We start from the raw sequence: 26,709 nt of genomic DNA, 5'->3' as shown, positions 1-26,709 counted from the left end.
ACCTTTAACAAATTATCTTTATCTCGGATCGCGGAATACGCGATCCCCGAAACGCATCATCGGTGACAGCAGGTAGGAAAGCACAGTGCGCTTGCCAACCACGATATCCGCTGTTACCGACATCCCTGGCGAAATTGGGCCAGCCGACTTGGCCAGCTTGATTTCGCCGATACTGCCTACATCTACCCTCACCCGGTAGTAATACCCTTCACGCTCATCAAACAGCGTGTCTGCACTTACCTCGGTCACCTTGCCTGGCAAGGCGCCATAAGTTGCGTAATCGAATGCCCCGATGCGCACCCGTGCCGGCAGGCCATGGCGCAGGTTGGCGCGGTCATCCGGCCTGGAGCGGGTTTCCACCACAATATGTTCATCCTCGGGCGTGATTTCCAGCAACGGCTCACCTGGCCGGATGACCCCGCCCACGGTAGAGAGCATCATGCGGTTGATAAACCCGGCCATGGGCGCCCGTACGATGTTGCGGTCCAGCTTGTCCGCGCTGGTCTCGAATTCCAGCGTCGAGCGTTGCAGCTCTGCACGCACATCGGTCAGTTGCGCCGTGGCATCGGCACGGAAACGCGCCCAAAGTTCGCCTATCTTGGATTCAATCTCTGCCTGTGCCGCCCTGAGCCTTGGAATCGCTGCTTCGGCTTCACGCAGTTGCGATTCCAGGCGTTGCAGGCGGCTTTCCGCATCCAGCAGCTCCATCTTGGAAGCTGCGCCATTCTTGTTTAGCCCTTCAATCAGCGTGTGCTGCTGGCGTGCCAGCTCGATTTCCGAGACCAGGTTCTTGCGCCGGGTCTCGATCTCGGCAATTTCGCCACGGCGCTGTGCGCTCTGGTCACGCAACACGCGTGATTCTTCATTGATGCTTGATACCCTGGCATGCAAGGCAGCAGATTCAACTTGCCTGACCTCGGCATCGTGCAGGTCGGCAGGAAACGCTATGCTGGTCTTGCCGCGTGCTTCTGCCAGCAATCTGGCTTCCCGTCCACGCAGCGCATCGCGCTTGGTACGTTCCTGACCGAGGTCGGAACGTGCCTTGATGTCGGAAAGCTCTATCAAGGGCTGCCCGGCTTTTACTACTTCACCTTCCTGCACCAGGATGGTCCGCACAATGCCGCCTTCAAGATGCTGCACGATCTGGGCCTTGCCAGCCGGCACTACGCGGCCCACGGTGCGCACAATCAGGTCCACCTGCGCCAGGGCTGCCCAGGCCAGCAAGGCAATTACAGCGGTAGTGCCAATCAGCACAAAAGCCCGTGACGGCGTCATGTCAGACCAAGCGCGGCGTAACCAGTCCATATCGCTTAAGGCTTGCTGCTCGCTGGCATGACAGACACCAGTGAGCTGTCGGAGCGGGCATTGCCATCAACCACGGAAACATTGATGCGGTCTGCAGGCAGGTTCATCTCGATCAGGAGGTTGCGCACGGCCATGGCACGGTAGAAGGCCAGGCGGCGCGCCTCGGTAAAGCCAGGCGGCACGGTCACTTCCAGAGTGGCGCCACCGCTATCCACAATCGCCTGCAATGGGCCGCGTAATTCGTCGGCCTCATTGGTGGAGATGGTGATGGCATCATCGACGAAGTCCACCACCAAGCCGCCTTGGGAGCCTGCAATGGTCATGTCGGGCTCTTCGGCGCGAATCGTGGCGGAAACCACTCGGCGCGGACTATTCCTGCCGGCTGATTTCTCGTGTTGCAGCGCAGCCAGTTCATCCTTAAGGCGGCGGGCTTCTTCGTCCTTGCCTTTCAGGGCGGCCAGTTGTTTTTGCAATGCATCCACCTGCAAACGTAGGCGTGCCGCGGCATCGTCATCGGATTGATATGACGTGGGTTCTACTGCTTCCATGTCGGATGGTGTGATCTGCGAGACGTGTTGCTGCTCTTCGGTAGGGGCTGCCACAGGCGTTTCCGCGCTGATGTGGCGGCGTCCCAGTTCCATGGCGAAAATAAACACGGCAATGGTCAGGATGACGACCACAAACAGCAGGTTCAGTACCAGGTTGCTGACCGCATCCACATAGCCGGGCCAGAATATGCCTGAGTCTTCCTGTTCGTTATCGAGTTGCATGTTGATCTCTCACTATTCCTTGGGCAGCGGCGTAGCCGTACCGTCTTCTGCCGGAGACAATGGCGTGACCACCGCATCGTCTGCATCGCGTGGCGCAGCAATAGCGGGGCCAAAGCCTGGCACCTTGCTGGCCTCAGCCATGGTCATGGGTTGCGATTGGCCTAGCAGGCGGCTGATCTGTGACAGTGCGTCGATTTCCTGCGCATGCAGGGTGACGAGACGGGTGCGAGCCTGATACTGGCGGTCATAGACATCCAGCAGGTCCAGCAACGACTGGTTGCCGGCAAGCATTTTTTCAGACATCGCAGTGGCTGCGGAAGTGATTGCATTCAATTCGCGATACCCCGCCACCAATTGCTCGCGTGAAGATTCGAGAATGGCGTATTGCGAAATCATGGCCTGGCTGATGCGGCGTTGCAGGTCATCAACACGGTAGCGGACTTCTTCGATGCGGGAGAGTTTTTCTCTGGTCATGTAGTAGTCGCTGCCGCCGTTGAGCAGGTTCCAGTTCAATACCAGCATGAAGCGTTTGTCGTCCTGCTCGCCGACCCGGCCGCCGGCATTGTCCGTGGTCCAACGCGAAAGTTCCAGGTCCAGGCGTGGCGCATAGCGGGAGCGGGCCACATTCTGGTCGATCTGGGAAGCACGCAGCTCTTCACGCAGCGAGGCGATATCCGGGCTGTTGTTCATGGCGATCTTGATCGCATCAGCGGCGGTTGACGGAATGACGCCCATGTCTTCACGTTCCGGCAGGCGGATATTTTGCGGCGCGATATTGGTCAGGCGCAGGAATTCAACACTGGCGGCAGAATGTGCGGCTTCCTGTTGCGTGCGGGCTGAGCGGGCAGACAGGCTGCGTGCGCGAACGCGTTCACGGTCAGCATCGCTGGAAGCGCCTGCCGTGGCACGCTTGTCCACATAGGTGAACAATTCATTGAGCTGGTTCTCATAACCGAGCGACAAGTCGGCAATCAGGCGGCTGGTGGTCAGGCCTAAATAGGCATTGACGGTGGAGAGCCAGGCATCGCCCTGGCTGCCGCGGCGGCTTTCCTCGCGTGAACTGATGATGGCCTGGCGGCGCTTCCAGTCGTAAATGCTGGGCAAGTCCATCAAGGGCTGGCGCAGGGTAATTACGCGGTCAGTCCGGGTATGATGCGACTCTTCCATACGTGCTCCGGTACGAGCATCGATCCCCGAGGAAGGTGAGGAAATTTCGCGCCCCTTGCCGTAGCGCACGGAAAGATTGGGCAGCAGCAGGCCCCGAGCTTGCTTGGATTGTGCCTCGGCCTGGTTGACGCGCTCATCGGCGACATGCACATCGCGGCTGAAATCTACCGCCGCATCGGTGGCTGAACGCAAGTCCATGGTGTCGATGACGTTGGCCAATGACTGCGAGGCATGCTGCTGATCCGCATATTCGCTGCTCAGGTATTCGTTGTTGATTTCATTGGCTACTGCAACCGGGATAGTGCTCACCCCAAACAGGCGGGCCAAATGGAGCTCGTCAACTGCAGCCACGGATTGTTGCTGGGTCGGCAGATCGAGGTTCAGTGATTGCAAGCCTATCGGGACGATACTGGCGGCCCCTTGTTGCCGCTGGTTAGGCACAACAGTTGGGACTGCGACTACAGGCGGTGTAGCCAGTTGTTCGGGAGTGGTGGGTGCGACCACCAGTTGCGGCTGCTTCAAGCCTTGTTCGGTCGCTCTTACCGCTTCGCCCGCAGCATTGGCGGCTGCCGTTGCTGCGGTGGCCGCTGCGGTAGCGGCCGCGGCCGCGGCATTTGCCGCTTCAACTGCGGCGTGAGCGGCGCTGGAAGCTGCCTGCAATGGACTTGCAGGCGCCTTGGTTTGTTCCCCTTGCGGCTCTGCAGCCCAGGCTGCAGTCACCACTAACATAGGCCATGTGTATTTAAACACAAGGTGTTTACGGTTACTTAACACGTTAAACCCTTTATGATTTTTATGGATAACCGGCAGCATGATCCTGCCAAAAAGTCGCTTCAATCTAACTCAACCCGCGTTTTTTCATTGTCAACCATTGTTAATCGGGGGGAGTCGCCCGGATCAATTACGCGGTTTACAACATGTCGTTACACAGCATTTATCACGCCAGCCTGATGCAACAGGGCGCTAGTCTAATGATGTGTAAATTAAATGTCATTGTTTTTATAGGGTTTTTAGTCCTATTGGACTATTCGGGATTTTTATCGAAACGGCAGGAGAAGAGTAAGCGAAGGATAAAAACAAGCGCAGCAGTGCCAAAATCCTGGCATTGCTGTCAGTTCTTCGACGATTGTTGTTCAGAACCTGTTCAATGTCATTTCATGAATGCGTTACCGGGCGCGTTTTGAAACCATGCATGCCTTATGAAAAGCCGTTGAACGGGCTCTTAATCGAAAATAACGGTTTTATTTGCGTAGAGCAGGATGCGGTTCTCGATATGCCAGCGCACTGCGCGGGACAGTACAACGCGTTCGAGGTCGCGACCTTTCTGGATCAGGTCTTCAACCTGGTCGCGGTGGGAAATGCGGGCGATGTCCTGTTCAATGATCGGGCCCTCGTCCAATACTTCGGTGACGTAATGGCTGGTGGCGCCAATCAGCTTGACTCCGCGCTCGAACGCGCGGTGATAGGGGCGGGCGCCGATGAAGGCGGGCAGGAAGGAGTGGTGGATGTTGATGACGCGATGCGGATAGCGCTTGACGAAATCAGGCGAAAGAATCTGCATGTAACGTGCCAGCACGACCAGGTCTATCTGGTATTCGTCGAACAGCGCAAACTGCCGGGCTTCTGCCTCGGCCTTGTTTTCCCTGGTCACTTCAATATGGAAGAACGGTATGCCGTGGAATGCGGCCAGATTTTCAGTATCGCGATGGTTGCTGATGATGAGCGGAATATCACAATCCAGCTCACCGCTTTTGTGACGGTGCAACAGGTCGACCAGGCAGTGGTCATACTGCGACACCATGATCGCCATGCGCGCGCGGCGTTGTGAACCCTTGAGTTCCCAGTTCATGCCGAACTGTTCGGCAATTGGGGAGAAATATTCGGTAAAGTTATCGAGGTTGACCTTGGAGCCCGCCAGGTCCCACTCCACTCGCATCAGGAACAGGTTGTTATCGGCATCCTGGTGCTGGTCGGCATGCAGGATGTTGGCATCGTGGCGATAGAGAAAATCGGCAATCGATGCGACGATGCCCTTGCGGTCAGGGCAGGTCACAAGAAGGGTTGCGGTGTTTTTCATTGTGGCTCTGGAGGCATTAAACGCAAAAGCTGCCATTATACTGGGATTTAATGCTCATGCAGGCACTCAGTCCCAGCCGGTTGATCATTGAAAGTTATGGTGAACACAAACTGTGTCTGTGGTATCTTTTGCCAGTAACAATAACAGTAGCCCGAACCTGTTACTTGCAGGCTTGCAGGGCTCATCGACGACAATATGCCGGATGGCAGCCAAGAACGTGAAAAAACAATTACCTTATTTCCTGCTGGTATTTCTTATCCCTGTCACCCTGGTGTTGTGGTGGTGGGGTTTGTTTTCATCTGCCGATGTCGAAATCGCCGAGCGTGGCAATTACCGCTACGCCTACCTGGAAGCAGAAGGGCCTTACTCCAGGCTTTCCAGCAAGCAGGAGGAGGTGTTGCATGAGCTGGTCCAGCAAAAGATCCAGCCTGGCCCTGAAATCACGTTGATTTTCAGCGACCCGCGTACCACATCGTATAAGGAATTGCATGCACGCGCAGGTTTCATTATTGATGCGGATGCCCAGCCCGTTGCACCGATCCAGATAGATACAGTCCCTGTGCGCAAGGTGTTTGTAGCCAGTATCAAGGCGCATCCGCTGCTTGCTTATGGCAAGACCTATTCAAAAGTGCTGGATTTTGTCAAAGCCAAGGACACCACATTGAACCTGCCCACGGTGGAAATTGTGGACGACAGCGTATTATCCGTTGAAATGCCGTTTGAGCCGGTTGCACAGCCGGCAGATACCGAAGGAGTGTCACCTTGAACTTCATCGCACTGATTGGCGCCCTGGCGCTTACGTATTACCGGCCACACCGCAAGCTGGACTGGCTGCAGGAGATCGTGGCGCCGTTCGTTCAATTGCTTGAACGTAATTTCAACGGCGGTAACCGCCTGCAAGGCGTGACTGCCTGGGCATTGACGGTATTGCTCCCCACCCTGCTGATTGGGGTTGTCTATTATGTGCTGCTGGAGATCAATGCCATTCTGGGCATCGTGTTTGGCGTTGCATTGCTCTACTTCATATTGCGATTGAGCCAGTTTGGTCCGCGCGCCGAGGAAATTATTGCGGCATTGCGTACTGGCAACATTGATGAAGCCCGCCTGTTGCTTGGCCAATGGGAAAAAATAGACAGCGACAATTTCACGACTACCCAGGTGGCCCAGGTCGGTATAGAAACCGTACTGATGCGTGCGCACTATGGCCTGTTCGCGCCGATTTTCTGGTTTGTCATCCTGGGTCCTGCTGGTGCGTTGTTCTACAGGTTGTCCCACATCGTCACGATGGAATGGCAACCCCAGGAAGTCACGCCATTCAATCAGTTTGCGCGAAAAGTGTTCTATTGGCTGAACTGGCCGCCTGCGTTTGTTACCGCAGGCAGTTTTGCCATTGTTGGTGATTTCGAGGATGCCATTTATTGCTGGCGGTCACAGGCAGAAACCTGGGCAGACAAGGCCATGGGCATGATACTCGCCAGCGGTGCCGGTGCGCTGGGCGTCAGGATAGGAGAGCCGCTGCCCATGAATGGTATCCTGGTGTTCCGCCCGGAAATTGGCCTGGGCGATGCTGCTGATGCTGACTACCTGCGCAGTGCCGTGGGCCTGGTATGGCGTGTGCTGGTATTGATGATAGGATTATTGCTGCTGCTGACCTTTGCCCACTGGTTGGGCCAGTAGATAAGAATTGCAGAGAGACTCATGGAAATTGTTTTAGCCAACCCGCGCGGGTTTTGTGCCGGTGTAGACCGCGCGATCATCATTGTTGAGCAGGCGCTGGAGAAATTCGGCGCGCCTATCTATGTGCGCCATGAAGTGGTGCATAACAAGTTTGTCGTCGACGACCTCAAGAAAAAAGGCGCGATCTTTGTCGAAGAGCTCGATGAAGTGCCGGCCGGGAACACTGTCATTTTCAGTGCGCATGGTGTTTCCAAGGATGTGCGTGCAGAGGCCGAGGTGCGGGGATTGCAGGTGTTTGATGCGACTTGTCCCCTGGTGACCAAGGTGCATATTGAAGTGGCCAAGATGCGCGCCGCAGGCAAGGAAATTATCATGATCGGCCATAAGGGGCACCCGGAAGTGGAAGGTACCATGGGCCAGTCCCAGGGCGGGATGTATCTGGTCGAGTCGCCTGAAGATGTGGACAGGCTTGAGGTCACTGATCCAGGCAAGCTGGCTTACGTGACGCAAACCACTTTATCCATTGATGACGCGGCTTCCATCGTCAGTGCGCTCAAGGCGAAATTCCCAGAGATTACCCCACCGCGCAGCGATTCTATCTGCTACGCCACACAGAACCGCCAGGATGCAGTCAAGGTGATGGCGCGTGATTGCGATCTTGTGATCGTGGTTGGCTCGCCCAATAGCTCCAACTCCAACCGGCTGCGTGAAGTTGCGCAGAACCAGGGCATTGAATCCTATATGGTGGACAATGCATCTTTCCTCGATCCTGCATGGATTGTGGGCAAGAAGCGGGTTGGTGTTTCCGCGGGGGCGTCTGCGCCAGAAGTATTGGTCAAGGAAGTGATCAACAAACTCAGGGAGCTGGGGGCTGCTGATGTGCAGGAGTTGAATGGCGTGGTCGAGAACGTGGTATTCAAGATACCCCGTAACTTGGCTGAAGCTTAAAATCAAAAGGGCGGTTTCCCGCCCTTTTTTATTGCCTGAGCGGACTCAGGCTTTTTTGCGCAGGTTATCCAGGCTGAAAGCAGTGGGTGCATGCAGCGCCAGCGTGATATAGCCGCCAGCCAGTGCAAGATACTGCATGAAACCAATCAGGCCGGCACCTGGCGTTGGGTCGGGCAGCTTGAGGAAAACTGCAACAAAGATGGCATATGCGGCCAGCACATAGGCGGCTAGTTTGGTCTTAAAGCCTAGGAACAAAGCCAGGCCAAACACCAGTTGAACCAGAATCATCAATGGTGCAAAAATACCGGGCAGGCCAAAGTGGCCAAGATAGACTTGGTATTGCTCGTAGCCATTGGGGTTCTGAAAGATAATGGCCAACTGGAACAGAATCGCTACCAGGAAAATTTGCGCCAATAAAATGCGTCCAAGGAAACCTAAAAACTTCGTCATCGTCTTACCTTCTCATCCAAGTACACAATGAATGTGTTTACGTTAATTTTTATCATCGATTTTTTCATCGCTTGAGGCGAAGGTAGATGATGCCTGTAAGCGCCATGTACCGCAATACTTGCGATTGCCGCATTGCTCCCCATTGGAAAAATCGATTTCAATAATAAAAGAAAGATCGAACTGTTATGAATTTCTATGTGAGGCAGGCTGAATGGGTCACTGACCATACACAAATATCCGCAATTCGCGAGCAGGTTTTTATCAACGAGCAACATGTGCCTGCCGAACTGGAGTGGGATGGACTGGATGATACTGCGTTACATCTGCTTGCTGTGGCGGAAGATGGCAATGCCATCGGCTGCGCCCGTGTCCTCAGTGATGCGGGCATAGGCAGAATGGCGGTGCTACAAGCCTGGCGAGGGCGAGGTGTCGGCCATGCCTTGTTGCAGGCGGCGATAGAGCTTTGCCGCCAGAATGGCTGGCTGGATATTTATCTTTCCGCGCAAACTCATGCCATCTCTTTTTACGAACAGGCTGGATTCAAAATCTCCAGTGATGAGTACCTGGATGCGGGTATTCCGCACAAGGCCATGAAGCTGCATATAAGCAACTGACTGATTTTCTTAATTTAGGCTGCCATCCAACACCCGCATTGCGCAGCCAGTGCGGCTGATTTCCTTTCTTCCATATTTCAAAGACGATAAGCCTGTTTGTCTATTATCAGGACTAGTTGCAGGACTACACATGTCTTCATCCTGCTGTCTTTTGCTATCTGCAATATTCCTCCCGCTTTATCGTTAACCAACAATATTTGCATCACCATTTTTAGGGGAATTTCAAATGATTGCGCGTACCTTGGTACTGCTCGCCGGGCTTTCCATGTCTGCTCTGGCGCTTGCCCAACCCTCTCTCAACCTTTCCGACTATACCCTGGGTTATAGATTCAATCTGCCTGGCCAGATAGGCATGGTAGGTGAGGCCTCGGCTATTACCTATAACTGGGATACCGGCACCTTGTTCGTTGTCGGCGATGAAGCTGAAGCCATCGTCGAAGTGACTAAGACCGGCGAAGTTGTCGGTTCGATGAAGCTGAATTTTGGCTCTAGCTTCGATGCCGAATCTTTGACCTATATTGGCAACGGCCAGTTTGCCCTGGGTGAGGAGCGTACACAAAGCGTGTACCAAGTCACTTATGAGGCTGGCACGTCACTGAGCCTCTCCTCGTTAACCCCTGCCTACTCTTTCGGCAGCTATAGCGACAACGAGGGCCTGGAAGGCTTGAGCTGGGATCCGCGTAATAACACCTTGATCGCTGTGAAGGAAAAGAATCCGCAAGCGGTCTACGAGGCTGATATTAATTTCAATGACGGTACAGGCAGTCACAGCATCCTGTTCAATGCTTCCTTGCTTGGTGTGCTGGACCTTTCCGATGTACAGGTACTGGGCACCGTGCCTTCTTTCCTTGGCACCGGCCTGGATGACAACTTGTTGATCATTAGCCAGGAGTCGCGCTTGCTGTTGGAAGTGACACGTACCGGCGAAGTACTGAGCTCCATCGATCTCCGTCGTCTGAGCGGTACTGCGGAAGGCGTGACGATTGATGAGCTGGGCAATATTTATATCGTTGATGAACAGCCTCGCGTGTTTGTATTCCTGCGGCCAACACCCGCCGTGCCCGAGCCTGAAACCTATGCCTTGCTGCTGGCCGGCCTTGGCCTGGTCGGTCTCGCTGCCCGCCGCCGCCGTGTTGCATAAAGCTTTTTCTGTAGTGCCTGTGTTGTTGTTTCTTAAATAATATTTTCAAATCAGAGAGGTTAATCATGAATGTTATCAATAAGTTGATTGCTGCCGGCGTTCTGGCTGCCAGCGCTTTCTCCGCCGTTCCTGCTTTTGCGGCTAACGCCTACAACGTCTATATCACCGAGTGGAACTACCAGAGCCGTGTTGCGGATGAAAAGGGCGAATATATCGAGATCACCAACCTTGGGCAATTAGATGTCGACTTCAGTTACTGGAGCTACGACGACGACAGCCGTCAAAGCTTTACTTTCGACCTGTCCGATTTCGGTATCGTCAAGGCTGGCGAGTCAGTGATCCTGACCGAAATCACCGCCGAAGAATTCCGCGCACGCTGGGGTCTGGATGACTCCGTCAAGATCATCGGCAACTTGAACCCCAACCTGGGCCGTGCTGATGAAATCAATATCTACGATGCTGATGAAAATCTGGTGGATCGCTTGACCTATGGTGACAATACGATCGGCGGCATTCGTGCCCGTTACAACAGCGGTATTCCTACCAGCGTTGATGTGCTCGGCACTAATAACGTACAAGGTTGGGTATTGTCCCAAGTGGGTGACTCCGAAGGTTCCTGGCGTTCCACAGTAGGCGATATCGGCAGCCCCGGCTTCACTAACCTGACTATCGCCGCTGTACCTGAGCCAGAAACTTATGCCCTGATGCTGGCTGGTCTTGGCCTGGTTGGTTTTGCTGCACGTCGTCGCAAGGTAGCTTAAGCGGTAAAGTTTAAGATACTGTTCTAATGTGAAAACGGCTCTCCTGATGGAGGGCCGTTTTTTTATTTAGGGCGAGCGTAGCGAAGCCAAGTGTGGGTTTGACTTTAAGTTGGGTTTACCGCTTTAGCATTGGTTTCAGGTACTTGCCGGTATAACTAGCCTTTGTATCCGCAACTTCTTCCGGTGTGCCGCAGGCAATCATGGTGCCGCCGCCGTCGCCGCCTTCAGGGCCCATGTCCACGAGCCAGTCTGCGGTTTTGATCACATCCAGGTTGTGTTCGATGATGACGATGGTGTTGCCGTGGTCGCGCAGGCGGTGCAATACATCGAGTAACAACTGGATGTCTGCAAAGTGCAGGCCGGTGGTGGGTTCATCCAGGATATACAGGGTTCTGCCTGTGTCGCGCTTGGAGAGTTCGAGCGCCAGCTTGACGCGCTGCGCTTCGCCGCCCGAAAGCGTGGTTGCCGACTGGCCAAGGGTGATGTAGCCCAGGCCGACATCGAGCAGAGTTTGCAGCTTGCGTGCCACGACAGGCACCGCATCAAAAAACTCGCGTGCTTGCTCTACTGTCATTTCCAGCACTTCGCGGATGTTCTTGCCCTTGTACTGGATTTCCAGCGTCTCGCGATTGTAGCGGTGGCCCTTGCAGACATCGCAAGGCACGTAGACATCGGGCAGGAAGTGCATTTCCACGCGGATGACGCCGTCGCCCTGGCAGGCTTCGCAACGGCCGCCCTTGACGTTGAACGAATAACGGCCGGGGCCGTAGCCGCGCGCGCGGCTTTCCGGCACGCCAGCGAAAAGGTCGCGGATCGGCGTGAATACGCCGGTGTAGGTGGCCGGATTGGAGCGTGGCGTGCGTCCGATCGGGCTTTGGTCTACGTCTACTACCTTGTCGAAGAACTCCAGGCCGGTGATTTCCTTGAATGGCGCGGGTTCGGTAGAGCTGCCGTAGAGGTGTTTCGCGACGACACGATATAAGGTGTCGTTAATCAGCGTGGACTTGCCTGAGCCTGACACGCCGGTAACACATGTCAGCAGGCCTACCGGCAGTGCCAGGTCTACATTCTTGAGGTTGTTGCCGCTGGCTTGGATAAGATTGAGCCAGCGTTGCGGGTCGGGTGCGTGCCGTTTTTTGGGTACCGCAATTTCCTTGGTTCCACTCAGGTATTGGCCAGTGAGTGATTGCGGGTTGTGCTGGATTTCAGTTGGCGTCCCGGCTGCAACGATGTTGCCGCCGTGCTCCCCGGCACCAGGGCCGATATCCACCACATAGTCGGCGGCCATGATCGCGTCTTGGTCATGCTCGACCACGATGACGCTGTTGCCGATGTCGCGCAGGCGCACCAGGGTTTGCAGCAGGCGGTCGTTGTCGCGCTGGTGCAGGCCGATGGAAGGTTCGTCCAATACATACATCACGCCGGTCAGGCCCGAGCCGATCTGCGAAGCAAGACGAATGCGTTGTGCCTCGCCGCCGGACAAGGTTTCGGCCGAGCGTGACAGCGAGAGGTATTCCAGCCCGACATTGGTGAGGAACTTGAGGCGGCTGCTGATTTCCTGGACGATCTTGTCTGCAATCGCAAGCTTTTGGCCGGTCAGCTCGATATGGTCAAAAAAGTGCAATGCCAGCCGGAGCGGGGCCTCGCATACCTCGTGGATGTTCTTGCCGCCGACCTTGACGTGGCGCGCCTCGCGGCGCAAGCGGGTGCCGCCGCAATCCGGGCAGGCTTGCGAGTTGAGGTACTTGGACAGCTCCTCGCGTACCGTCATGGAATCGGTTTCATGATAACGGCGTTGCAGGTTGTTGAGGATGCCTTCAAATGCATGGGATTTTTCATACAACTTCCCGCGCTCGTTGAGGTAGTGGAAAGTGATTGCTTCCTTACCGCTGCCGTTAAGCAGGACATCCTGAATTTCTGTGGAGAGCGTCTCGAAGGCCGTCTCCAGGTCGAATCTGTAATGCTGGGCCAGGCTTTTCAGCATCTGGAAATAGAATTGGTTGCGCTTGTCCCAGCCCTTGATCGCGCCGCTGGCAAGTGAAAGGTGCGGGAAGGCGACGACGCGCCTGGGGTCGAAGAAGCTGATCTGGCCCAGGCCATCGCATTTTGGGCAGGCGCCCATCGGGTTGTTGAACGAGAACAGGCGTGGTTCCAGCTCTGCTAGTGAGTAATCGCATACCGGGCAGGAGAACTTGGCGGAGAACAGGTGCTCCTTGCCGGAATCCATTTCCAATGCCACTGCCTTGCCGTCAGCCAGTCGTAATGCGGTTTCAAAAGATTCGGCGATGCGTTGCTTGACGTCGGCGCGAATCTTGAGCCGGTCAACGACAACATCCACATTATGTTTCACGGTCTTGGCAAGCTTGGGGACGCTGTCGAGCTCATAAATCTCGCCATCCACACGGACGCGTACAAACCCCTGGGCCTTGAGTTCTTCGAACAGGTCCAGTTGTTCGCCCTTGCGGTTGCTGACTACCGGGGCAAGAATCATGAGTCTTGTTTCTTCCGGCAACAGCAAGACGCTGTCCACCATCTGTGAAACGGTCTGCGCTTCCAGCTTGATGCCGTGGTCCGGGCATTCCGGGTCGCCTGCGCGCGCGTAGAGCAGGCGCAGGTAGTCGTGGATTTCGGTGACGGTACCCACGGTGGAGCGCGGGTTATGCGAGGTGGATTTCTGCTCAATCGAAATGGCCGGGGACAAGCCCTCGATCAGGTCTACATCGGGTTTGTCCATGCGGGCAAGGAACTGGCGCGCATAGGCCGAGAGGGATTCCACATAACGACGCTGGCCTTCTGCATAGAGTGTATCGAATGCCAGCGAGGACTTGCCCGAGCCGGACAGTCCGGTAATCACGATCAGCTTGTTGCGGGGCAGGTCCAGCGAAACATTTTTCAGGTTGTGCGTGCGGGCACCACGTATGCGTATGTAGTCCATGGAGTAAAAATTGTCGCTTGTCGGTTTGGTTACTTGGGGAGGCAACCTGTTAATATACGCAACTTCGCGTATTTAATTCAATGATTTTTAATGTCACAGTCTGAACGCATGTCCGCCGTTGAGCTGCGGTCCACCCTGAGCCTGGCTTCCATCTACGGCCTGCGCATGCTGGGCATGTTCCTGATCCTGCCGATCTTTGCCATCTATGCGGAAACCCTGCCTACCGGACATGACCATTTCTATATCGGCCTAGCGCTTGGCGCCTACGGCTTGACGCAGGCCTTGTTCCAATTGCCGTTTGGCATGGCGTCAGACCGCTTTGGCCGCAAGAACATGATTTATCTCGGTTTGGTGATTTTCGCCATTGGCAGCGTTGTGGCTGGGATGGCGGACGATATCCATACCATCATCATCGGCCGTGCAATTCAGGGCGCCGGTGCGATATCGGCAGCCGTGACTGCACTGGTGGCCGACCTGACGCGCGAGGAGCACCGCACCAAGGCGATGGCGATGATAGGTGGCAGCATTGGCATCACCTTTGCGCTATCGCTGATTCTTGGGCCGGCCCTCAACCAGTGGATAGGCGTGTCGGGTATTTTCATGCTGACCGGCGTCCTTGCGCTGCTGGCGATTCTGGATATCAAGTACCTGGTGCCCAATCCCGAGGTGAGCCGTTTTCATTCTGACTCCCAGGCTGCGCCGGCCAAGCTTGGCCCGGTGTTGCAAGATACCCAGCTGTTGCGGCTCAACTTCGGCATTTTTGCCTTGCATGCCTCGCATATGGCGATGTTCGTGGTGGTGCCGTTTGCGCTCAAGCAAACCAGCGGCATGAGTGAGAATGACCATTGGATGATCTACCTGCCGATTATGGTGGTGTCCCTGGTCATGATGGTGCCTGCCATTATCATTGGTGAGAAAAAGGCCAAGCTCAAGCAAATATTTATTATCAGCGTTTCGGTGATGTTGCTGGCCGAATTGGCGTTTGGGTTCATGATTGATAGTTTCTGGGGCATTATTGCCGCGCTGACAATCTTCTTTATTGCCTTCAATGTGCTGGAAGCGATCATGCCTTCCACCATTTCCAAGCAGGCGCCGGCTGCGGCCAAAGGGACGGCGATCGGCGTATTCAACACCGCGCAATCGTTGGGTATATTTGTCGGCGGCGTTTCAGGCGGCTGGCTATCCAGTCAATACGGATATTCAGCAGTGTTTATCTTCTGTGGCATACTCATGCTCTTATGGCTGGTCAGCGTCATGACGATGCAGGCACCCGCTGCGGTGCGCAGCAAAATGTACCATTTGCCAGAAGGGCATGCGCATGATGCAGCCCAGTTATCGCGCCAGTTGGCAGCATTACCTGGCGTGAAAGAATCTGTAGTCCTGCCCGCAGAGGGCATGGTGATATTGAAAGTGGATATGCAGGCGAACTGGGATGATTCCGCAGCGCTGCAATTGATAAGGGGTTAAAAATGGCATCGGTGAATAAAGTAATCTTGGTAGGCAACCTCGGGCGTGACCCGGAAGTGCGTTATATGCCGAACGGTGAGGCAGTATGTAATTTCAGCATTGCCACTACCGACAACTGGAAAGACAAGAACGGTCAACGCCAGGAACGCACCGAATGGCACAACATCGTCATGTACCGCAGGCTGGCGGAAATTGCTGGCGAATACCTGAAAAAAGGCCGCCCGGTCTACGTGGAAGGCCGCTTGCAAACCCGCAAATGGCAGACCAAGGAAGGGCAGGACCGCTACACGACGGAAATCATTGCCGACCAGATGCAGATGCTGGGTGGGCGAGATGGTGGTGGGGGTGGTGCCAGCTATGACGGCGGCGGCGATGACTTCAACCAGGACTACAGTCAGTCTGCTCCGAGACAGCAAGCTGCACCTGCCCAGCGCCCAGCGCCTGCCCCGGCTTCCAAGCCCGCTGGCGGCAGCAACTTTGATGATTTTGAGGACGATATTCCGTTCTAAAATCTGACTGTGCAGATTGAAGTGAGATGCCCTCTGAACGAGGGCATTTTTATTTGGTGCGTCCCATGCTTGGTTGCTTGCATTTTTGATGCTTAAGATATTGAGAATGATTATTGATAAATAGTATAATGATTCTCAATATCAAATTAACAAGGTGCACCATGCATTCATTGCATAAGCTGGCAAAGTTGGTCTTGATCGGTAGCCTGGCATTGGCAGCAAGTTCGGCCCAGGCGCTCGACATCATCTTTGATTATCGATTTGACCGCAACGGCTGGTTCGGTACCGATAGCGATGCAGGCTTGATGCGGCGAGAAGTGCTGGAGCAGGCGGCATCTGTATTCAGCGGGTTTACCGACAAGTTATCTGCCATCCAACCCGGGGCAGGCGATAGCTGGCAAGTAAGCTTTCAGCATCCAAGCTGGAAGAGCTGGGTTGAGAATGTCACGGTGAGCAACCTAGTCGTGCCAGAGAGCAGCATGGTGATCTTTGTTGGTGCTTCTTCCTTCAATGGCTCGGTGCTCGGTGCTGCCGGTTCAGGCAATATCCGTGCTGAGGGCAGCCAGGATTTTCTTGATACGGTAGCCGGCCGTGGTCAGGATGGCGCATTGGATGATATAGCTACTGATATTGGCCCTTGGGGCGGCTCTATCTGGTTCAACAGTTATCATGACTGGTATGCCGGGCTGGATGAAAATGGCCTTGCAACTGGACAGCCGGACCTGTTGACCACGGCGACGCATGAGTTGGCGCATTTGCTGGGCTTTGGATCCTCCGCTGCCTGGGATGCCTTGCTACAGCCAGGTGCTGACGGCTGGGTGTTCACCGGGGAAAATGCAACCGCATTATATGGAGATGCGGTGCCTGTGGACGGTGTCGGCGCACACTGGGGATATGGCGTTTTGGGATCAATCGATGGTGTTCCTGTGCCCAACCTGATGGACCCAGGCACGGCACCGGGAAACCGTGAATATTTCAGTGACCTTGACTATGCCGCGCTGGCGGATATCGGCTGGCAGGTCAGCGCAGTGCCGGAACCTTCCACATTCTGGATGCTGTTGCTGGGGCTGGTGGGCGTGTTCGGCCGTTGGCAGCGCAAGCAGCATGTACGGACACTGCAAACCAAATAAGCTGCAGGTTTGTAGGCCTACATATCTCCCAGTGTATGCTGGTTGACCTGGTGTTTGTACTCTGCGACCCAGCGTGCAAACTTTTCTGCCGGCAGGGGTTGTGAAAAGCGGTAGCCTTGCACAAAGGTACAGCCGCTGGACTCTGCCCAATGCAGTTCCACATCCGTTTCCACACCTTCTGCTACCAACTCCAGCGACATGCTGCGCGCCAGCGCTGCGATGGTTTTGACAATTTCAACATTGACTGGCTCGTGTTCTATGCCCTTGATAAATGATTGATCGACCTTGAGCCGGTCAATGGGGAATTTGCGCAGGTAGCTGAGGTTGGAATAGCCTGTGCCAAAGTCGTCAATGGCCAATTTAATGCCCAGCCCATGCAGCTTGCGCAATGTGCGCACGACGGCATCGGCATCCTGCATGAACATGCTCTCGGTCAGCTCAAACTCAAGATATGACGGGTTGATGCCGGTTGCATGAATGGTGTCTTCCACCATGTCGCAGAAGTCGCTCTGGTAAAACTGCATGGCGGAAATGTTGACGGATATGCGCATGGGCTGGAGCCCATCTTTCAGCCAAGCCTGGTGCTGGCGGCAGGCCTCCCGGATCACCCATTGGCCGATGGCGACAATCAGGCCGGTTTCCTCGGCAATCTCGATGAAATGGATTGGGGTGAGCAAACCGCGCTGGGGATGATGCCAGCGGATCAAGGCTTCCTTGCCTACCACCCTGCCGCTGTCGAGCGCTACCTGGGGCTGGTAGTAAAGCTCAAATTCATTGCGTTCTATTGCAACGCGCAGGTCTGTCTCCAGCGACATGCGGTCAAGCGAGTACAGCCGCATGCCGGCCGTATAGTGGCGATAGGTATTGCGCCCACTGCGCTTGGCTTCGTACATTGCGGCATCGGCCTTGACCAGCAGGTTGTTGGCGTCCTGGTCGTCGCGCGGGAAGATAACGGTGCCTATGCTGGCAGAGATGAAGACCTCTCGTCCCATGATCTGCTGCGGCAGCTTGAGCGTATCAAGAATGCGCCAGCACAGGCTGTCCAAGTCCTTCTGGCCGGTGATGTTGTCGGCGATAATGGTAAATTCGTCGCCCGACAGTCTTGCGACCGTATCCATCTCGCGTGAGCAACGGGTGAGGATGCCGGCCATCGCAATCAGCAACTGGTCGCCAAAGGCATGGCCCATTGAGTCGTTGAAGTGCTTGAATTTATCAAGGTCGATGAATAACAAGCCAATCTGGGAGCCAACCCGGCTGGCTTCGGCAATGGCCATTGAGAGCCTGTCCATGAACAGCACGCGGTTAGGCAGCTTGGTTAACTGGTCGAAATGCGCGAGGTAGAACAGGTTGGCCTGTTTGCGCTGCGTGATTTCGTCCAGCAAGTCATGGCCGTTGGCAATGCCGGCATACTGCCCATGTTCGGTGACAATGAAGCCGCTGACCATATGCTGCATGCCCGCATCAATAATGATGCGCGATATATCATCAATGGAGGTGTGGCTGCTCACTATCAGCGGTGCCTGGTTCATGAATTCGGCAATCGGTTTCTTGCCGTATATCTCGTGGGTATAAGGCTTGATGAAGGTTTCAACGAATGCGTGCCGCTCCACAATGCCTACCGGCTCATTGCGAGCATTCACTACCGGCAGCGCGAAAATTTGCGGGTTTTCCTGGAAAATGCCCAGTACAGGCAGGCAGGGCATGTCGTCTACCACCGGCTCGACGGCACGCAGCAAGCGCTTAACGGTCGGGTTGTCGTCGTTCTTGGTGAAGCGGAAATGGGTTGCAGTATTCATGAGGCGAAGCAGTTGGGTCTTCAGGTGATAAGTAAGCATCTGCTGAACGCCAGATGTCGGGCAGATTATGCATATGAATATTGCAGAATTATGACGACAGGTATGAGCCAAAGCCTTTATTGGCAAGGACTTGGTTGCGGACGCAGTTTAATGAAAACGTCATAAATCATAGCTATGCTTGGCGTCAAATCTTATTGTTAAGGCTAGGCGGCGCCTGGCGTCTGTGATGAAAAATCCTACATTGATGAATCTGCGCCAAGCAGGGTTTACCCTGCTCGAGTTGTTGGTGGTGTTAGTCATCCTCGGCTTGCTGGTGGGATATGTTGCACCAAAATATTTTGCCCAGCTTGGCAAATCCGAGGTCAAGACTGCGCGTGCCCAGATCGGGGCATTGGAAAAAGCCCTGGATCAATACCGGCTGGATGTCGGCCACTATCCCACTTCCGAACAGGGCTTGCTGGCTTTGAATGTGGCACCCGCCGGTGAAAGCAAATGGGCCGGGCCCTATCTGCAGAAAAGCGTGCCCAACGATCCCTGGGGGCGGCCTTATGTCTTCAAGTCCCCCGGCGAGCATGGCGACTTTGACCTTTATTCACTGGGCAAGGACGGCCAGCCTGGCGGTAGCGACGACAATGTCGATATCGTGAACTGGTAACCATGCGCTACCAGGTACGGGCGATTAGCGGCGGCCGGCTGGTCTCGCTTGAGCTTGAGGCGCAGCATGCCGATGAAGCAGCGGCCAAGGCACGCAGCCAGGGCTATGAGGTACTGACCACCAAGGCTGAACAGCAAGGTTTGTTAAAAGCCAAGCGCACGCGCTTTCCCTTGCTGTTGTTCAGCCAGGAGCTGCTTTCCCTGCTTAAGGCCGGGCTGGGGCTTGTCGAGTCCCTGGAAGGCATTGTGGAGAAGGAGCAGCGGCCGGAGATCGCCCAGATATTGAAGGGCGTGCTGGAGGCGCTGTATCGCGGGCAGACATTGTCTGCCGCCCTGAGCGCTTATCCCACGGCATTTCCCGGTCTTTACACTTCCATGGTCAAGGCGAGCGAACGCACCGGCGACTTGCCGGAAGCCTTGCTGCGCTATATCGGCTACGAACAGCAGGTGGAAGTGCTGCGCAAGAAACTGATTGCCTCCTCGATTTATCCGTTTTTACTTATTACCGTTGGCAGCCTGGTTGTGTTGTTCCTGCTGGGATATGTCGTGCCGCGCTTTTCGCAGATTTATGCCGATGCCGGGGACAACCAGGCCTGGATGCTCAAGCTGGTGCTGGGCTGGGCGCATATCATGGAAACGCATGGCCAGGCATTGCTGTTGGGTTCCGTATTGTTACTGGGACTGGTCATCGCGGCCCTGATGCGGCCTGGCGTGCGCGGGCGTCTTATCAAGCTGCTGTGGCGTTTGCCCACGGTGGGCGAGCAGATGCGCGTGTTCCAGCTGGCAAGGTTTTACCGCACGCTGGGCATGCTGCTCGAGGGTGGAATTACTGTGACCCAGGCGCTGGAAATGGCGCGCGGCCTGCTCACCGCCTCCATGCACCAGAGCCTTGGCAAGGCGGCTGCGTTGATCCGCGAAGGGCGCGCAATCTCGGAGGCGATGGAAGCTGCTGGCCTTGTGACGCCGGTATCGTTGCGCATGCTGCGCGTGGGCGAGAAAAGCGGCGAGATGGGCAAGATGATGGAGCACATCGCCACGCTGCATGACGAGGAAATCGCCCGCTGGCTCGAATGGTTCACGCGCCTGTTCGAGCCTTTGCTCATGATCTTCATCGGCCTGATTATCGGTGCGGTCGTCGTCATGCTCTACATGCCCATCTTTGAACTGGCAGGGAGCCTGCAATGAGCGTTGCCGGGATATTCAGCCGCGCACGCATCGAAGAGGCGCGCGGCCTGGCAGCCAGCAATAACCGTGGCATGGTGGAGATGCTGCAGGGCTTGTCCGGCATGGAAGACCATGCCTATGCCGAGGCGCTGGCCCATGCGTCGCAATTGCGCCTTTTCAGTATGGAAGAATTGCATGCGATGCAGCCTGCGTTCGATGTGATGAGTTTTGCCATGGCAAGCCGCTTGCAATGCCTGCTTTTGCGTGAAGGTGAAACGCCGTGGCTGGTATTGTCAGACCCTTTTGACCAGACGGTGCTGGACTGGGCCAGTGAGTGGCTGCCGGGAAATTTCCTCACCGGGCTGGCGCATTTCCGCGATATCCAGGCTTACCTGAGCCGCCATGAGGAAGACTTGCGCGCCATGGATGGCAACCTGCTTGCCGTGGGAGAAGTGAGCGAGGCCGCGGCCGCTGATGTCGAGCACTTGAGCCTGCAAAGCATCAATGCCGACAGCAGCCCGGTGATCCGCATGGTGAACTCTACGCTGTATGACGCGCTCAAGGCCGGGGTCAGCGATATCCACATGGAAAGCGTCGCTGCCGGCCTGGTGATCAAATACCGTATCGACGGAGTGCTTTCCCATGTCGGCAGCATGCAGGGCGCGGACATGGCGGAGCAGGCAATTTCGCGGGTCAAGATTCTCGCCGAACTTGACATCGCCGAGCGCCGTGTGCCGCAGGATGGCCGCTTCAAGGTGAGGATGCAGGGGCGCGACGTAGATTTCCGCGTTTCCATCATGCCCAGCATCTACGGCGAGGATGCCGTGCTGCGCGTGCTCGACCGCAAGTCTCTGTCCGACCAGGCCAAGGGCCTGTCGCTCAAGCAATTGGGGTTTGACGACTACATCATTGCCGATTTTCGCCGCCTGGTGAGCGAGCCCTACGGCATGGTGCTGGTGACCGGCCCCACCGGCTCGGGCAAGACCACTTCGCTTTATGCCGCCATCAGCGAGGTCAACCACGGGCATGACAAGATCATCACGATTGAAGATCCGGTGGAATACCAACTGCCCGGCGTGTTGCAGATACCGGTCAACGAGAAAAAAGGCCTGACCTTCGCGCGCGGCCTGCGCTCTATCCTGCGTCACGACCCGGACAAGATCATGGTCGGCGAAATCCGCGACCCGGAAACCGCGCAGATCGCCGTGCAGTCCGCGCTGACCGGCCACCTGGTGTTCACTACTCTGCATGCCAACAATGTATTCGACGTCATCAGCCGCTTCCTGCACATGAATGTCGAGGCATACAGCCTGGTTGCTGCCTTGAATGGCGTCATGGCGCAACGCCTGGTGCGCCTGGTGTGCCCGCATTGCGCAGAGGCGGCGGAGGCGAGCGATGAATTGCTGGCGCAATCGCGCCTGACGCGGGAAGGGATTGCCGGATACCGGTTGCGTCAAGGCAAGGGCTGCGGGCATTGCCGCGGCAGCGGCTACAAAGGGCGCAAGGCGATTGCCGAGCTGCTGGCGCTGGACGACGAACTGCGCGAGATGATTATTGCGCGCGAGCCCTTGCGCAAACTCAAGGAGGCGGGCCGCGCGCGCGGCATGAAGAGCCTGCGCGAGGCTGCGCTGGAGGCCGTCGCGCGTGGCGAGACCACATTGGAGGAGATCAACCGTGTCACCTTCGTGGCTTGATCGCATGCTCCCCAGCTGGTTGCGGCCAACCCTTGTCCTGCATATTTATCCCGATCATATCGTCTGGGTACGCACTGCTGCCGGGTTAAAGCGCCGAATTGAAAATAGGGGCGTATTCCAGTTCGAGGCGGAAAGCAGCGGCGCTCAGGCGGTGCTGGCTGCCCTGCCTCAGGTCTTGCAGCAAGCGGATGCCGCAGGAGCCAGAGTCGAGGTAGTGCTTTCCAGCCATTTCATGCGCTATGCCATCGTCCCCAATCCGGATGGCGCTGCGGGCGGAGGGGAACTGGCGTTGTTATGCCGGCATGCGTTTGAGCGTGTGCATGGCGAGGCGGCATCGAGATGGGATATCCGGCTGAGTTTTGCTGCGCTTGGCGGCAATGGCATTGCCAGCGCCGTGGACCGGGATTTGCTGGACGGGCTGTGGCACCAGTCGGCAGTATCAGGCGCTCTGCTCGCAAGCGTGCAATCCGGTCTGGCGCGCGCTTTCAATCAACTGAAAAAGCCTCAGCCGGATGGCATCTTCGTACTGGCAGAGCCTGGCCGTTTGTGCCTGTTGGCATGGCAGGCGCGCAGCTGGACTGCGGTGCAATTGCAGCCTGCATTGCCTGATTGGCAGGACGGACTGGATGCCAGGTTGGCAAGGTTGAGGTTGCAACTGGACATGCCGGATACCGTTCCGGTGCATGTGTGTGCCCGGACAGGGGAAGACATCGACCTACGCATAGTGCCCTGGTCTGTCGATCATGAAACCGGTCTTGCCATGGCGGGAGGCAAGGCATGAGGCTGCAACTGGATCATGCAGCGCCAGGCGCGGCAAACGCGCGCTGCAGGGTCAGCATGGTATTGGTGGCTTTGGCGGCACTGGTCTGTGCCTGGCAGCTTGCAGAGATGCATGCCGAGCGGGCTGAGCTTTCGCAGCAATTGGAACAAACACAGCTGGCTGCCAAGCCTGCGTCAGCCACTGCCATCATCCAGCCGCAAGCCTTGTCCGGCGCGCAAAAAGCCGAGATCAAGCAGGCGAATAGCGTGCTTGATGAGCTCGGCAGGCCCTGGCCAGGTTTGCTGAACCGGCTGGAGCAGGTTGCCCAACCGGAAATTGCCTTGCTGGCAATACGGCCGGATGCCGCCAAGGGAAAATTACGCCTCAAGGGCGAGGCCAGAGATGTAGCAGCCTTGTTGGCCTACCTGAAACGCCTGGAGGCCGTGCCGGAAATGCGCGATGTCGTCCTGGATGAGCATGAAATGATGGAAAAGCCGCAAGACGGCGGCATGGCGAACTTCATCCGCTTTGGCATTACGGCAAGCTGGGGTGCGGCGTGACGCAGCAGGCGCTTGACCTCAAATGGCTGCAGTGGGCGGCGCACCGCATGCAGTACCGTCTGGGATGGCCGGGCATGGCGGCGATTGTATTGATGTTGTCGACGCTCTACATGATTGCGGGATGGATATTTCCCCTGCAAACAGAGATGGCTGAAATCAGGCGTGATCTGCAAGCGCAGCAAGCTGCGTTGCGGTTGAACCCCCAGCCGCAACGCCAGGAAGCGGCATCGCCGGAGCAGGCGCTGGCGCAGGAGCTGCGGGAATTCGATACTCGCTTTCCCGCCATCGAGAAATTGCCGGACGAGTTGGGCGTGCTGTTCCGCCTGGCTGAAGGGCATGGGCTGCAAGTGGTCAAGGGCGAGTATTCACTTGCGGAAAAGAAGCAGGGCAATGTGCGCCGCTTTGAGGCCAGCGTTCCGGTGCAGGGAAATTACCAGGCAGTCAAGGCGCTGGTGCTGGACGTGCTGGATGCACTGCCGAACGTGGCGCTGGCGGAACTCAGCTTCGAGCGTGGCGAGGCGGTGGATGCCGAGGCCAAGACCCGCTTGCGTCTGGTGTTCTTTATCAGGAAGCAGGCAGCATGAAGCTGCAGCCGCGGCAATGGCTCATGGTGCTGGGGCTGCTTGCCACCCTGGCGCTGGTGTTCAGCATCGAGGATGAAGAGGATGCTGAACTGATGCCGTCGGCACGGCCGAAGGCAAATGTTGCGCTCAAGCAGCCAGCTAGCAAACCTGCCGGTGAAAGCCGGCAGCATTATCTGGACTGGGGCCTGCTGCAGGGCCGCTCTGCTGGGGCAAACAGCCATGCCGCCCAGGCGGACTTGTTCAAGCCGCAACGCTGGTATGTCCCGCCGCCTAAGACTGCGGTAGAACTGGCTCCCCCGCTCCCTGTAGCGCCGCAGCCCGGATTTGCCTATATAGGCAAACTGGAGGATGGGCCACAGGGCACGGTGATCCTGCTTGCCAGCGCCAGCCGCCTTTATTCCGTCGGCGTCGGCGAGAATGTCGACCAGTCATGGCGCTTGGACAGGGAGGATGACAATAGCCTCTACCTGACTTATTTGCCGCTCAATTTACCCAAAACCCTGCTCAAGAAGAGCAGGCTGGCAGCGTCTACAAACCCTGCCAGCCATTTGCCGGGCGGTCCGGATGATTTACAGGGGAACCTTTAAATGTTGTTGAATTCTGCATGGCGTCCATTCGGATGTTGCCTGACGTTGCTGGCGCTGTCTTCCTGTGCGCTCACCCCGTGGCCCAAGCCTGGATTTCCCGGAGATACGTCCGAGGAAAAAATCGAGAATACCCGCATAGCGCTGGATAAAAAGCCTGAAGGCACGGCAGAAAAGCAGAATGTGCGCGTTGCTACCGAGCAGGGCGTCAACCGGTTGTTGGTGGAGGCAGAAGCCGCCTTGCGTGACAGGCGCATGGCGGATGCCGGGGAACTGTTCCAGCGCGTGCTGGCGATAGAGCCGGATAATCCGCGGGCGCAGTCCGGGAAATTGCTCATTGAAAGCACCCGCAAGCATGCCGAGAATGTGGAGCGGGCGAACCAGCTACTGGAAAAAGGCGATACCGAGGCTGCACGTGAGCTGTTGCACCAGGTGCTGCTGGAGTCGCCCCAGCATGAGGAGGCGTTGCGGCTGCAACGTGAAATCCGCCAAAAGCGCGCCCATGTGCGCATGGAGCCGCCCAAGCTCAAGCCCGCCTTTGACAAGCCGGTGAGCCTGGAATTGCGCGACGCCAATATCAAGATGGTGTTCGAGGCCTTGTCGCGTGCGACCGGCATCAACTTCATCCTCGACAAGGACATCAAGCCTGACACCAAGGCCACGGTGTTCATCAAGAAATCGCCGATAGAGGAAGCGATCGAAATGGTGCTGGCGACCAACGGCTTGCAGAAGAAAGTGCTTTCCGAGAACACGGCGCTGGTGTTCCCGAATACCGCGGCCAAGCTCAAGGATTACCAGGACCTGGTGATCCGCAACTTTTACCTGACCAATGCCAAGGCCAAGGATGTGTCTACCATGATCAAGACCATGCTTAAGACCAAGGACGTGCATACCGATGAGCGTCTCAATATGATCGTGGTGCGTGATACGCCGGAAGTGGTGCGCATTGCCGAGAAGCTGGTGGCCGCCAACGACCTGGCCGACCCGGAAGTAATGCTGGAGATCGAGGTGATGGAGGTCACGCGCGAGCGCCTGCAGGAACTGGGCATCGAGTATCCCACTTCGCTGACTGCATCGGCTGGCCTGTCGATAGAGGCAATGCGCAGCAATAACTCCGGCACCTATTTGTTTGATGCCAACCCCAGCCTGAATTTCAGGAAAACCACCGGCGATGTCAATATCCTTGCTAACCCGCGCATTCGCGTGCGCAACAACGACAAGGCGCAAGTGCTGGTGGGCGACAAAGTACCGGTAATTACTACCGTGGCGACTGCTGGGGTGGGTTCGTCGCAGACCGTGCAGTATCTTGATGTGGGCCTCAAGCTGGAAGCCGAGCCGCGCATTACGCTGGATGATTTCGTCAATATCAAGATCGCGCTGGAGGTGTCGTCGCTCGGCAGTTCCACAACATTGCAAGGCGGCGGCGTCGTCTACCAGATCGGCACGCGCAATGCGAGCACCCTGCTGCGGCTCAAGGATGGCGAAACGCAGATTCTTGCTGGCCTGATCAATGACGAGGAGCGCAAGAATACCAGCCGCCTGCCGGGCCTGGGCGATATTCCATTGCTAGGCCGTTTGTTTTCCAACCAGATCGATAACCGCAAGAAGACCGAGATCGTGTTGGCGATTACGCCGCGCGTGGTCAACAACATCAGCCGTCCAGAGTCTGAGGTAATGGAATACTGGTCCGGCACGGAAACCGGCATCAGCGACCATCCGCAGATCATCGCGCCTGGCACCGGCGCTGCCGGCAATGTGAGCCCGCGCGAGATGATCATGCAGCGTTTACGTCCTAGCCAAGCTGAACCGCCGCCTGCGCCGGAACCGGAACCAGAGCCTGCAGCCGCGGAGGAAAGCCAGCCGGCGCAGGATAATTTCATGTCGACGCAACCCAAGCCCGTAGTGCCGCTGGTGACGCCTGAGGTTGTGGTGCCACAGTCCAACCAGCAGCAAAGCAGGTAG

The 26,709-nt window shown here is 56.4% G+C and carries 24 protein-coding genes; 17 read left to right on the top strand and 7 right to left on the bottom strand.

Going from position 1 to position 26,709, the window contains the following annotated elements:
- Positions 1–18: 18 nt before the first annotated feature.
- The 4 genes from LG198_RS07875 to purU all read right to left on the bottom strand — a co-directional run bounded on the left by LG198_RS07875 (position 19) and on the right by purU (position 5,319).
- On the bottom strand, positions 19–1,305 hold the full coding sequence (locus LG198_RS07875; RefSeq protein WP_230342624.1) for an HlyD family type I secretion periplasmic adaptor subunit: 1,287 nt from the start codon (positions 1,303–1,305) through the stop codon (positions 19–21).
- Positions 1,306–1,310: 5 nt separating this feature from the next.
- Complete coding sequence (locus LG198_RS07870; RefSeq protein WP_230342623.1) at positions 1,311–2,075, bottom strand: hypothetical protein; 765 nt, start codon at positions 2,073–2,075, stop codon at positions 1,311–1,313.
- 12 nt (positions 2,076–2,087) lie between these two features.
- Positions 2,088–3,971: a TolC family protein gene (locus tag LG198_RS07865; RefSeq protein ID WP_230342622.1), complete on the bottom strand. Its 1,884-nt coding sequence runs from the start codon at positions 3,969–3,971 to the stop codon at positions 2,088–2,090.
- A 493-nt stretch (positions 3,972–4,464) separates the two neighbouring features.
- Positions 4,465–5,319, bottom strand: coding sequence for a formyltetrahydrofolate deformylase (gene purU / locus LG198_RS07860; protein WP_230342621.1), 855 nt, complete (start codon positions 5,317–5,319; stop codon positions 4,465–4,467).
- Positions 5,320–5,536: 217 nt separating this feature from the next.
- Between purU and LG198_RS07855 the strand changes: the two genes are divergently transcribed.
- The 3 genes from LG198_RS07855 to ispH are packed head-to-tail and all read left to right on the top strand — an operon-like array spanning position 5,537 to position 7,944.
- Positions 5,537–6,085 (top strand): GyrI-like domain-containing protein, encoded by a 549-nt coding sequence (locus tag LG198_RS07855; protein WP_230342620.1) that lies wholly within the window; start codon positions 5,537–5,539, stop codon positions 6,083–6,085.
- Positions 6,082–6,996 carry a CobD/CbiB family protein gene (locus LG198_RS07850; protein WP_230342619.1) on the top strand — a complete coding sequence of 305 codons (915 nt, stop codon included), beginning with the start codon at positions 6,082–6,084 and terminating at the stop codon, positions 6,994–6,996. Before LG198_RS07855 ends, LG198_RS07850 begins: the two co-directional genes overlap by 4 nt.
- Positions 6,997–7,017: 21 nt before the next feature.
- A complete protein-coding gene (gene ispH / locus LG198_RS07845; RefSeq protein WP_230342618.1) occupies positions 7,018–7,944 on the top strand; it encodes a 4-hydroxy-3-methylbut-2-enyl diphosphate reductase in 927 nt (308 codons plus the stop codon).
- 45 nt (positions 7,945–7,989) lie between these two features.
- On the opposite strand, the gene LG198_RS07840 is transcribed toward ispH, so the two are convergent.
- Positions 7,990–8,394, bottom strand: a complete 405-nt coding sequence (locus LG198_RS07840; RefSeq protein ID WP_230342617.1) for a DoxX family protein — start codon at positions 8,392–8,394, stop codon at positions 7,990–7,992.
- Positions 8,395–8,579: 185 nt separating this feature from the next.
- On the opposite strand from LG198_RS07840, the gene LG198_RS07835 reads away from it, so the two are divergent.
- The 3 genes from LG198_RS07835 to LG198_RS07825 all read left to right on the top strand — a co-directional run bounded on the left by LG198_RS07835 (position 8,580) and on the right by LG198_RS07825 (position 10,910).
- Positions 8,580–9,008: a GNAT family N-acetyltransferase gene (locus LG198_RS07835; protein WP_230342616.1), complete on the top strand. Its 429-nt coding sequence runs from the start codon at positions 8,580–8,582 to the stop codon at positions 9,006–9,008.
- 226 nt (positions 9,009–9,234) lie between these two features.
- The gene (locus tag LG198_RS07830) at positions 9,235–10,149 is read left to right on the top strand and encodes an SdiA-regulated domain-containing protein (RefSeq protein ID WP_230342615.1); all 915 of its coding nucleotides are present in this window, start codon (positions 9,235–9,237) and stop codon (positions 10,147–10,149) included.
- 65 nt (positions 10,150–10,214) lie between these two features.
- Complete coding sequence (locus LG198_RS07825) at positions 10,215–10,910, top strand: FxDxF family PEP-CTERM protein (protein ID WP_230342614.1); 696 nt, start codon at positions 10,215–10,217, stop codon at positions 10,908–10,910.
- 115 nt (positions 10,911–11,025) lie between these two features.
- On the opposite strand, the gene uvrA is transcribed toward LG198_RS07825, so the two are convergent.
- Positions 11,026–13,845 carry an excinuclease ABC subunit UvrA gene (uvrA, locus tag LG198_RS07820; protein WP_230342613.1) on the bottom strand — a complete coding sequence of 940 codons (2,820 nt, stop codon included), beginning with the start codon at positions 13,843–13,845 and terminating at the stop codon, positions 11,026–11,028.
- Positions 13,846–13,935: 90 nt separating this feature from the next.
- Here uvrA and LG198_RS07815 point away from each other — a divergent pair, with 90 nt between their 5' ends.
- From LG198_RS07815 to LG198_RS07805, 3 genes are all read left to right on the top strand, one after another.
- Complete coding sequence (locus LG198_RS07815; RefSeq protein ID WP_230342612.1) at positions 13,936–15,312, top strand: MFS transporter; 1,377 nt, start codon at positions 13,936–13,938, stop codon at positions 15,310–15,312.
- A 2-nt stretch (positions 15,313–15,314) separates the two neighbouring features.
- On the top strand, positions 15,315–15,821 hold the full coding sequence (gene ssb / locus LG198_RS07810) for a single-stranded DNA-binding protein (protein ID WP_230342611.1): 507 nt from the start codon (positions 15,315–15,317) through the stop codon (positions 15,819–15,821).
- Positions 15,822–15,982: 161 nt separating this feature from the next.
- A complete protein-coding gene (locus tag LG198_RS07805) occupies positions 15,983–16,951 on the top strand; it encodes a PEP-CTERM sorting domain-containing protein (RefSeq protein WP_230342610.1) in 969 nt (322 codons plus the stop codon).
- Positions 16,952–16,968: 17 nt separating this feature from the next.
- On the opposite strand, the gene LG198_RS07800 is transcribed toward LG198_RS07805, so the two are convergent.
- The gene (locus tag LG198_RS07800; protein WP_230342609.1) at positions 16,969–18,747 is read right to left on the bottom strand and encodes a putative bifunctional diguanylate cyclase/phosphodiesterase; all 1,779 of its coding nucleotides are present in this window, start codon (positions 18,745–18,747) and stop codon (positions 16,969–16,971) included.
- Between the two features lie 226 nt (positions 18,748–18,973).
- On the opposite strand from LG198_RS07800, the gene gspG reads away from it, so the two are divergent.
- Genes gspG through LG198_RS07760 form a run of 8 tightly spaced genes read left to right on the top strand, consistent with a single transcriptional unit; the run spans position 18,974 to position 26,709 of the window.
- Positions 18,974–19,402 (top strand): type II secretion system major pseudopilin GspG, encoded by a 429-nt coding sequence (gene gspG / locus LG198_RS07795; RefSeq protein WP_328485121.1) that lies wholly within the window; start codon positions 18,974–18,976, stop codon positions 19,400–19,402.
- Positions 19,403–19,404: 2 nt separating this feature from the next.
- Positions 19,405–20,586, top strand: a complete 1,182-nt coding sequence (locus LG198_RS07790; protein WP_230342608.1) for a type II secretion system F family protein — start codon at positions 19,405–19,407, stop codon at positions 20,584–20,586.
- Complete coding sequence (locus LG198_RS07785) at positions 20,583–22,259, top strand: GspE/PulE family protein (protein ID WP_230342607.1); 1,677 nt, start codon at positions 20,583–20,585, stop codon at positions 22,257–22,259. Before LG198_RS07790 ends, LG198_RS07785 begins: the two co-directional genes overlap by 4 nt.
- Positions 22,240–23,040 (top strand): hypothetical protein, encoded by an 801-nt coding sequence (locus tag LG198_RS07780; protein WP_230342606.1) that lies wholly within the window; start codon positions 22,240–22,242, stop codon positions 23,038–23,040. The genes LG198_RS07785 and LG198_RS07780 overlap by 20 nt, the downstream gene beginning before the upstream one ends.
- Positions 23,037–23,579 (top strand): PilN domain-containing protein, encoded by a 543-nt coding sequence (locus tag LG198_RS07775; RefSeq protein ID WP_230342605.1) that lies wholly within the window; start codon positions 23,037–23,039, stop codon positions 23,577–23,579. Before LG198_RS07780 ends, LG198_RS07775 begins: the two co-directional genes overlap by 4 nt.
- Positions 23,576–24,163, top strand: coding sequence for a hypothetical protein (locus tag LG198_RS07770; protein WP_230342604.1), 588 nt, complete (start codon positions 23,576–23,578; stop codon positions 24,161–24,163). The genes LG198_RS07775 and LG198_RS07770 overlap by 4 nt, the downstream gene beginning before the upstream one ends.
- Positions 24,160–24,750 carry a hypothetical protein gene (locus tag LG198_RS07765; RefSeq protein WP_230342603.1) on the top strand — a complete coding sequence of 197 codons (591 nt, stop codon included), beginning with the start codon at positions 24,160–24,162 and terminating at the stop codon, positions 24,748–24,750. Before LG198_RS07770 ends, LG198_RS07765 begins: the two co-directional genes overlap by 4 nt.
- The gene (locus LG198_RS07760) at positions 24,751–26,709 is read left to right on the top strand and encodes a secretin N-terminal domain-containing protein (protein ID WP_230342602.1); all 1,959 of its coding nucleotides are present in this window, start codon (positions 24,751–24,753) and stop codon (positions 26,707–26,709) included.

This window comes from Methylobacillus arboreus (assembly GCF_020532725.1).
Classification (GTDB): Bacteria; Pseudomonadota; Gammaproteobacteria; order Burkholderiales; family Methylophilaceae; genus Methylobacillus; species Methylobacillus arboreus.
This window is presented reverse-complemented; position numbering and strand designations above follow the sequence as displayed.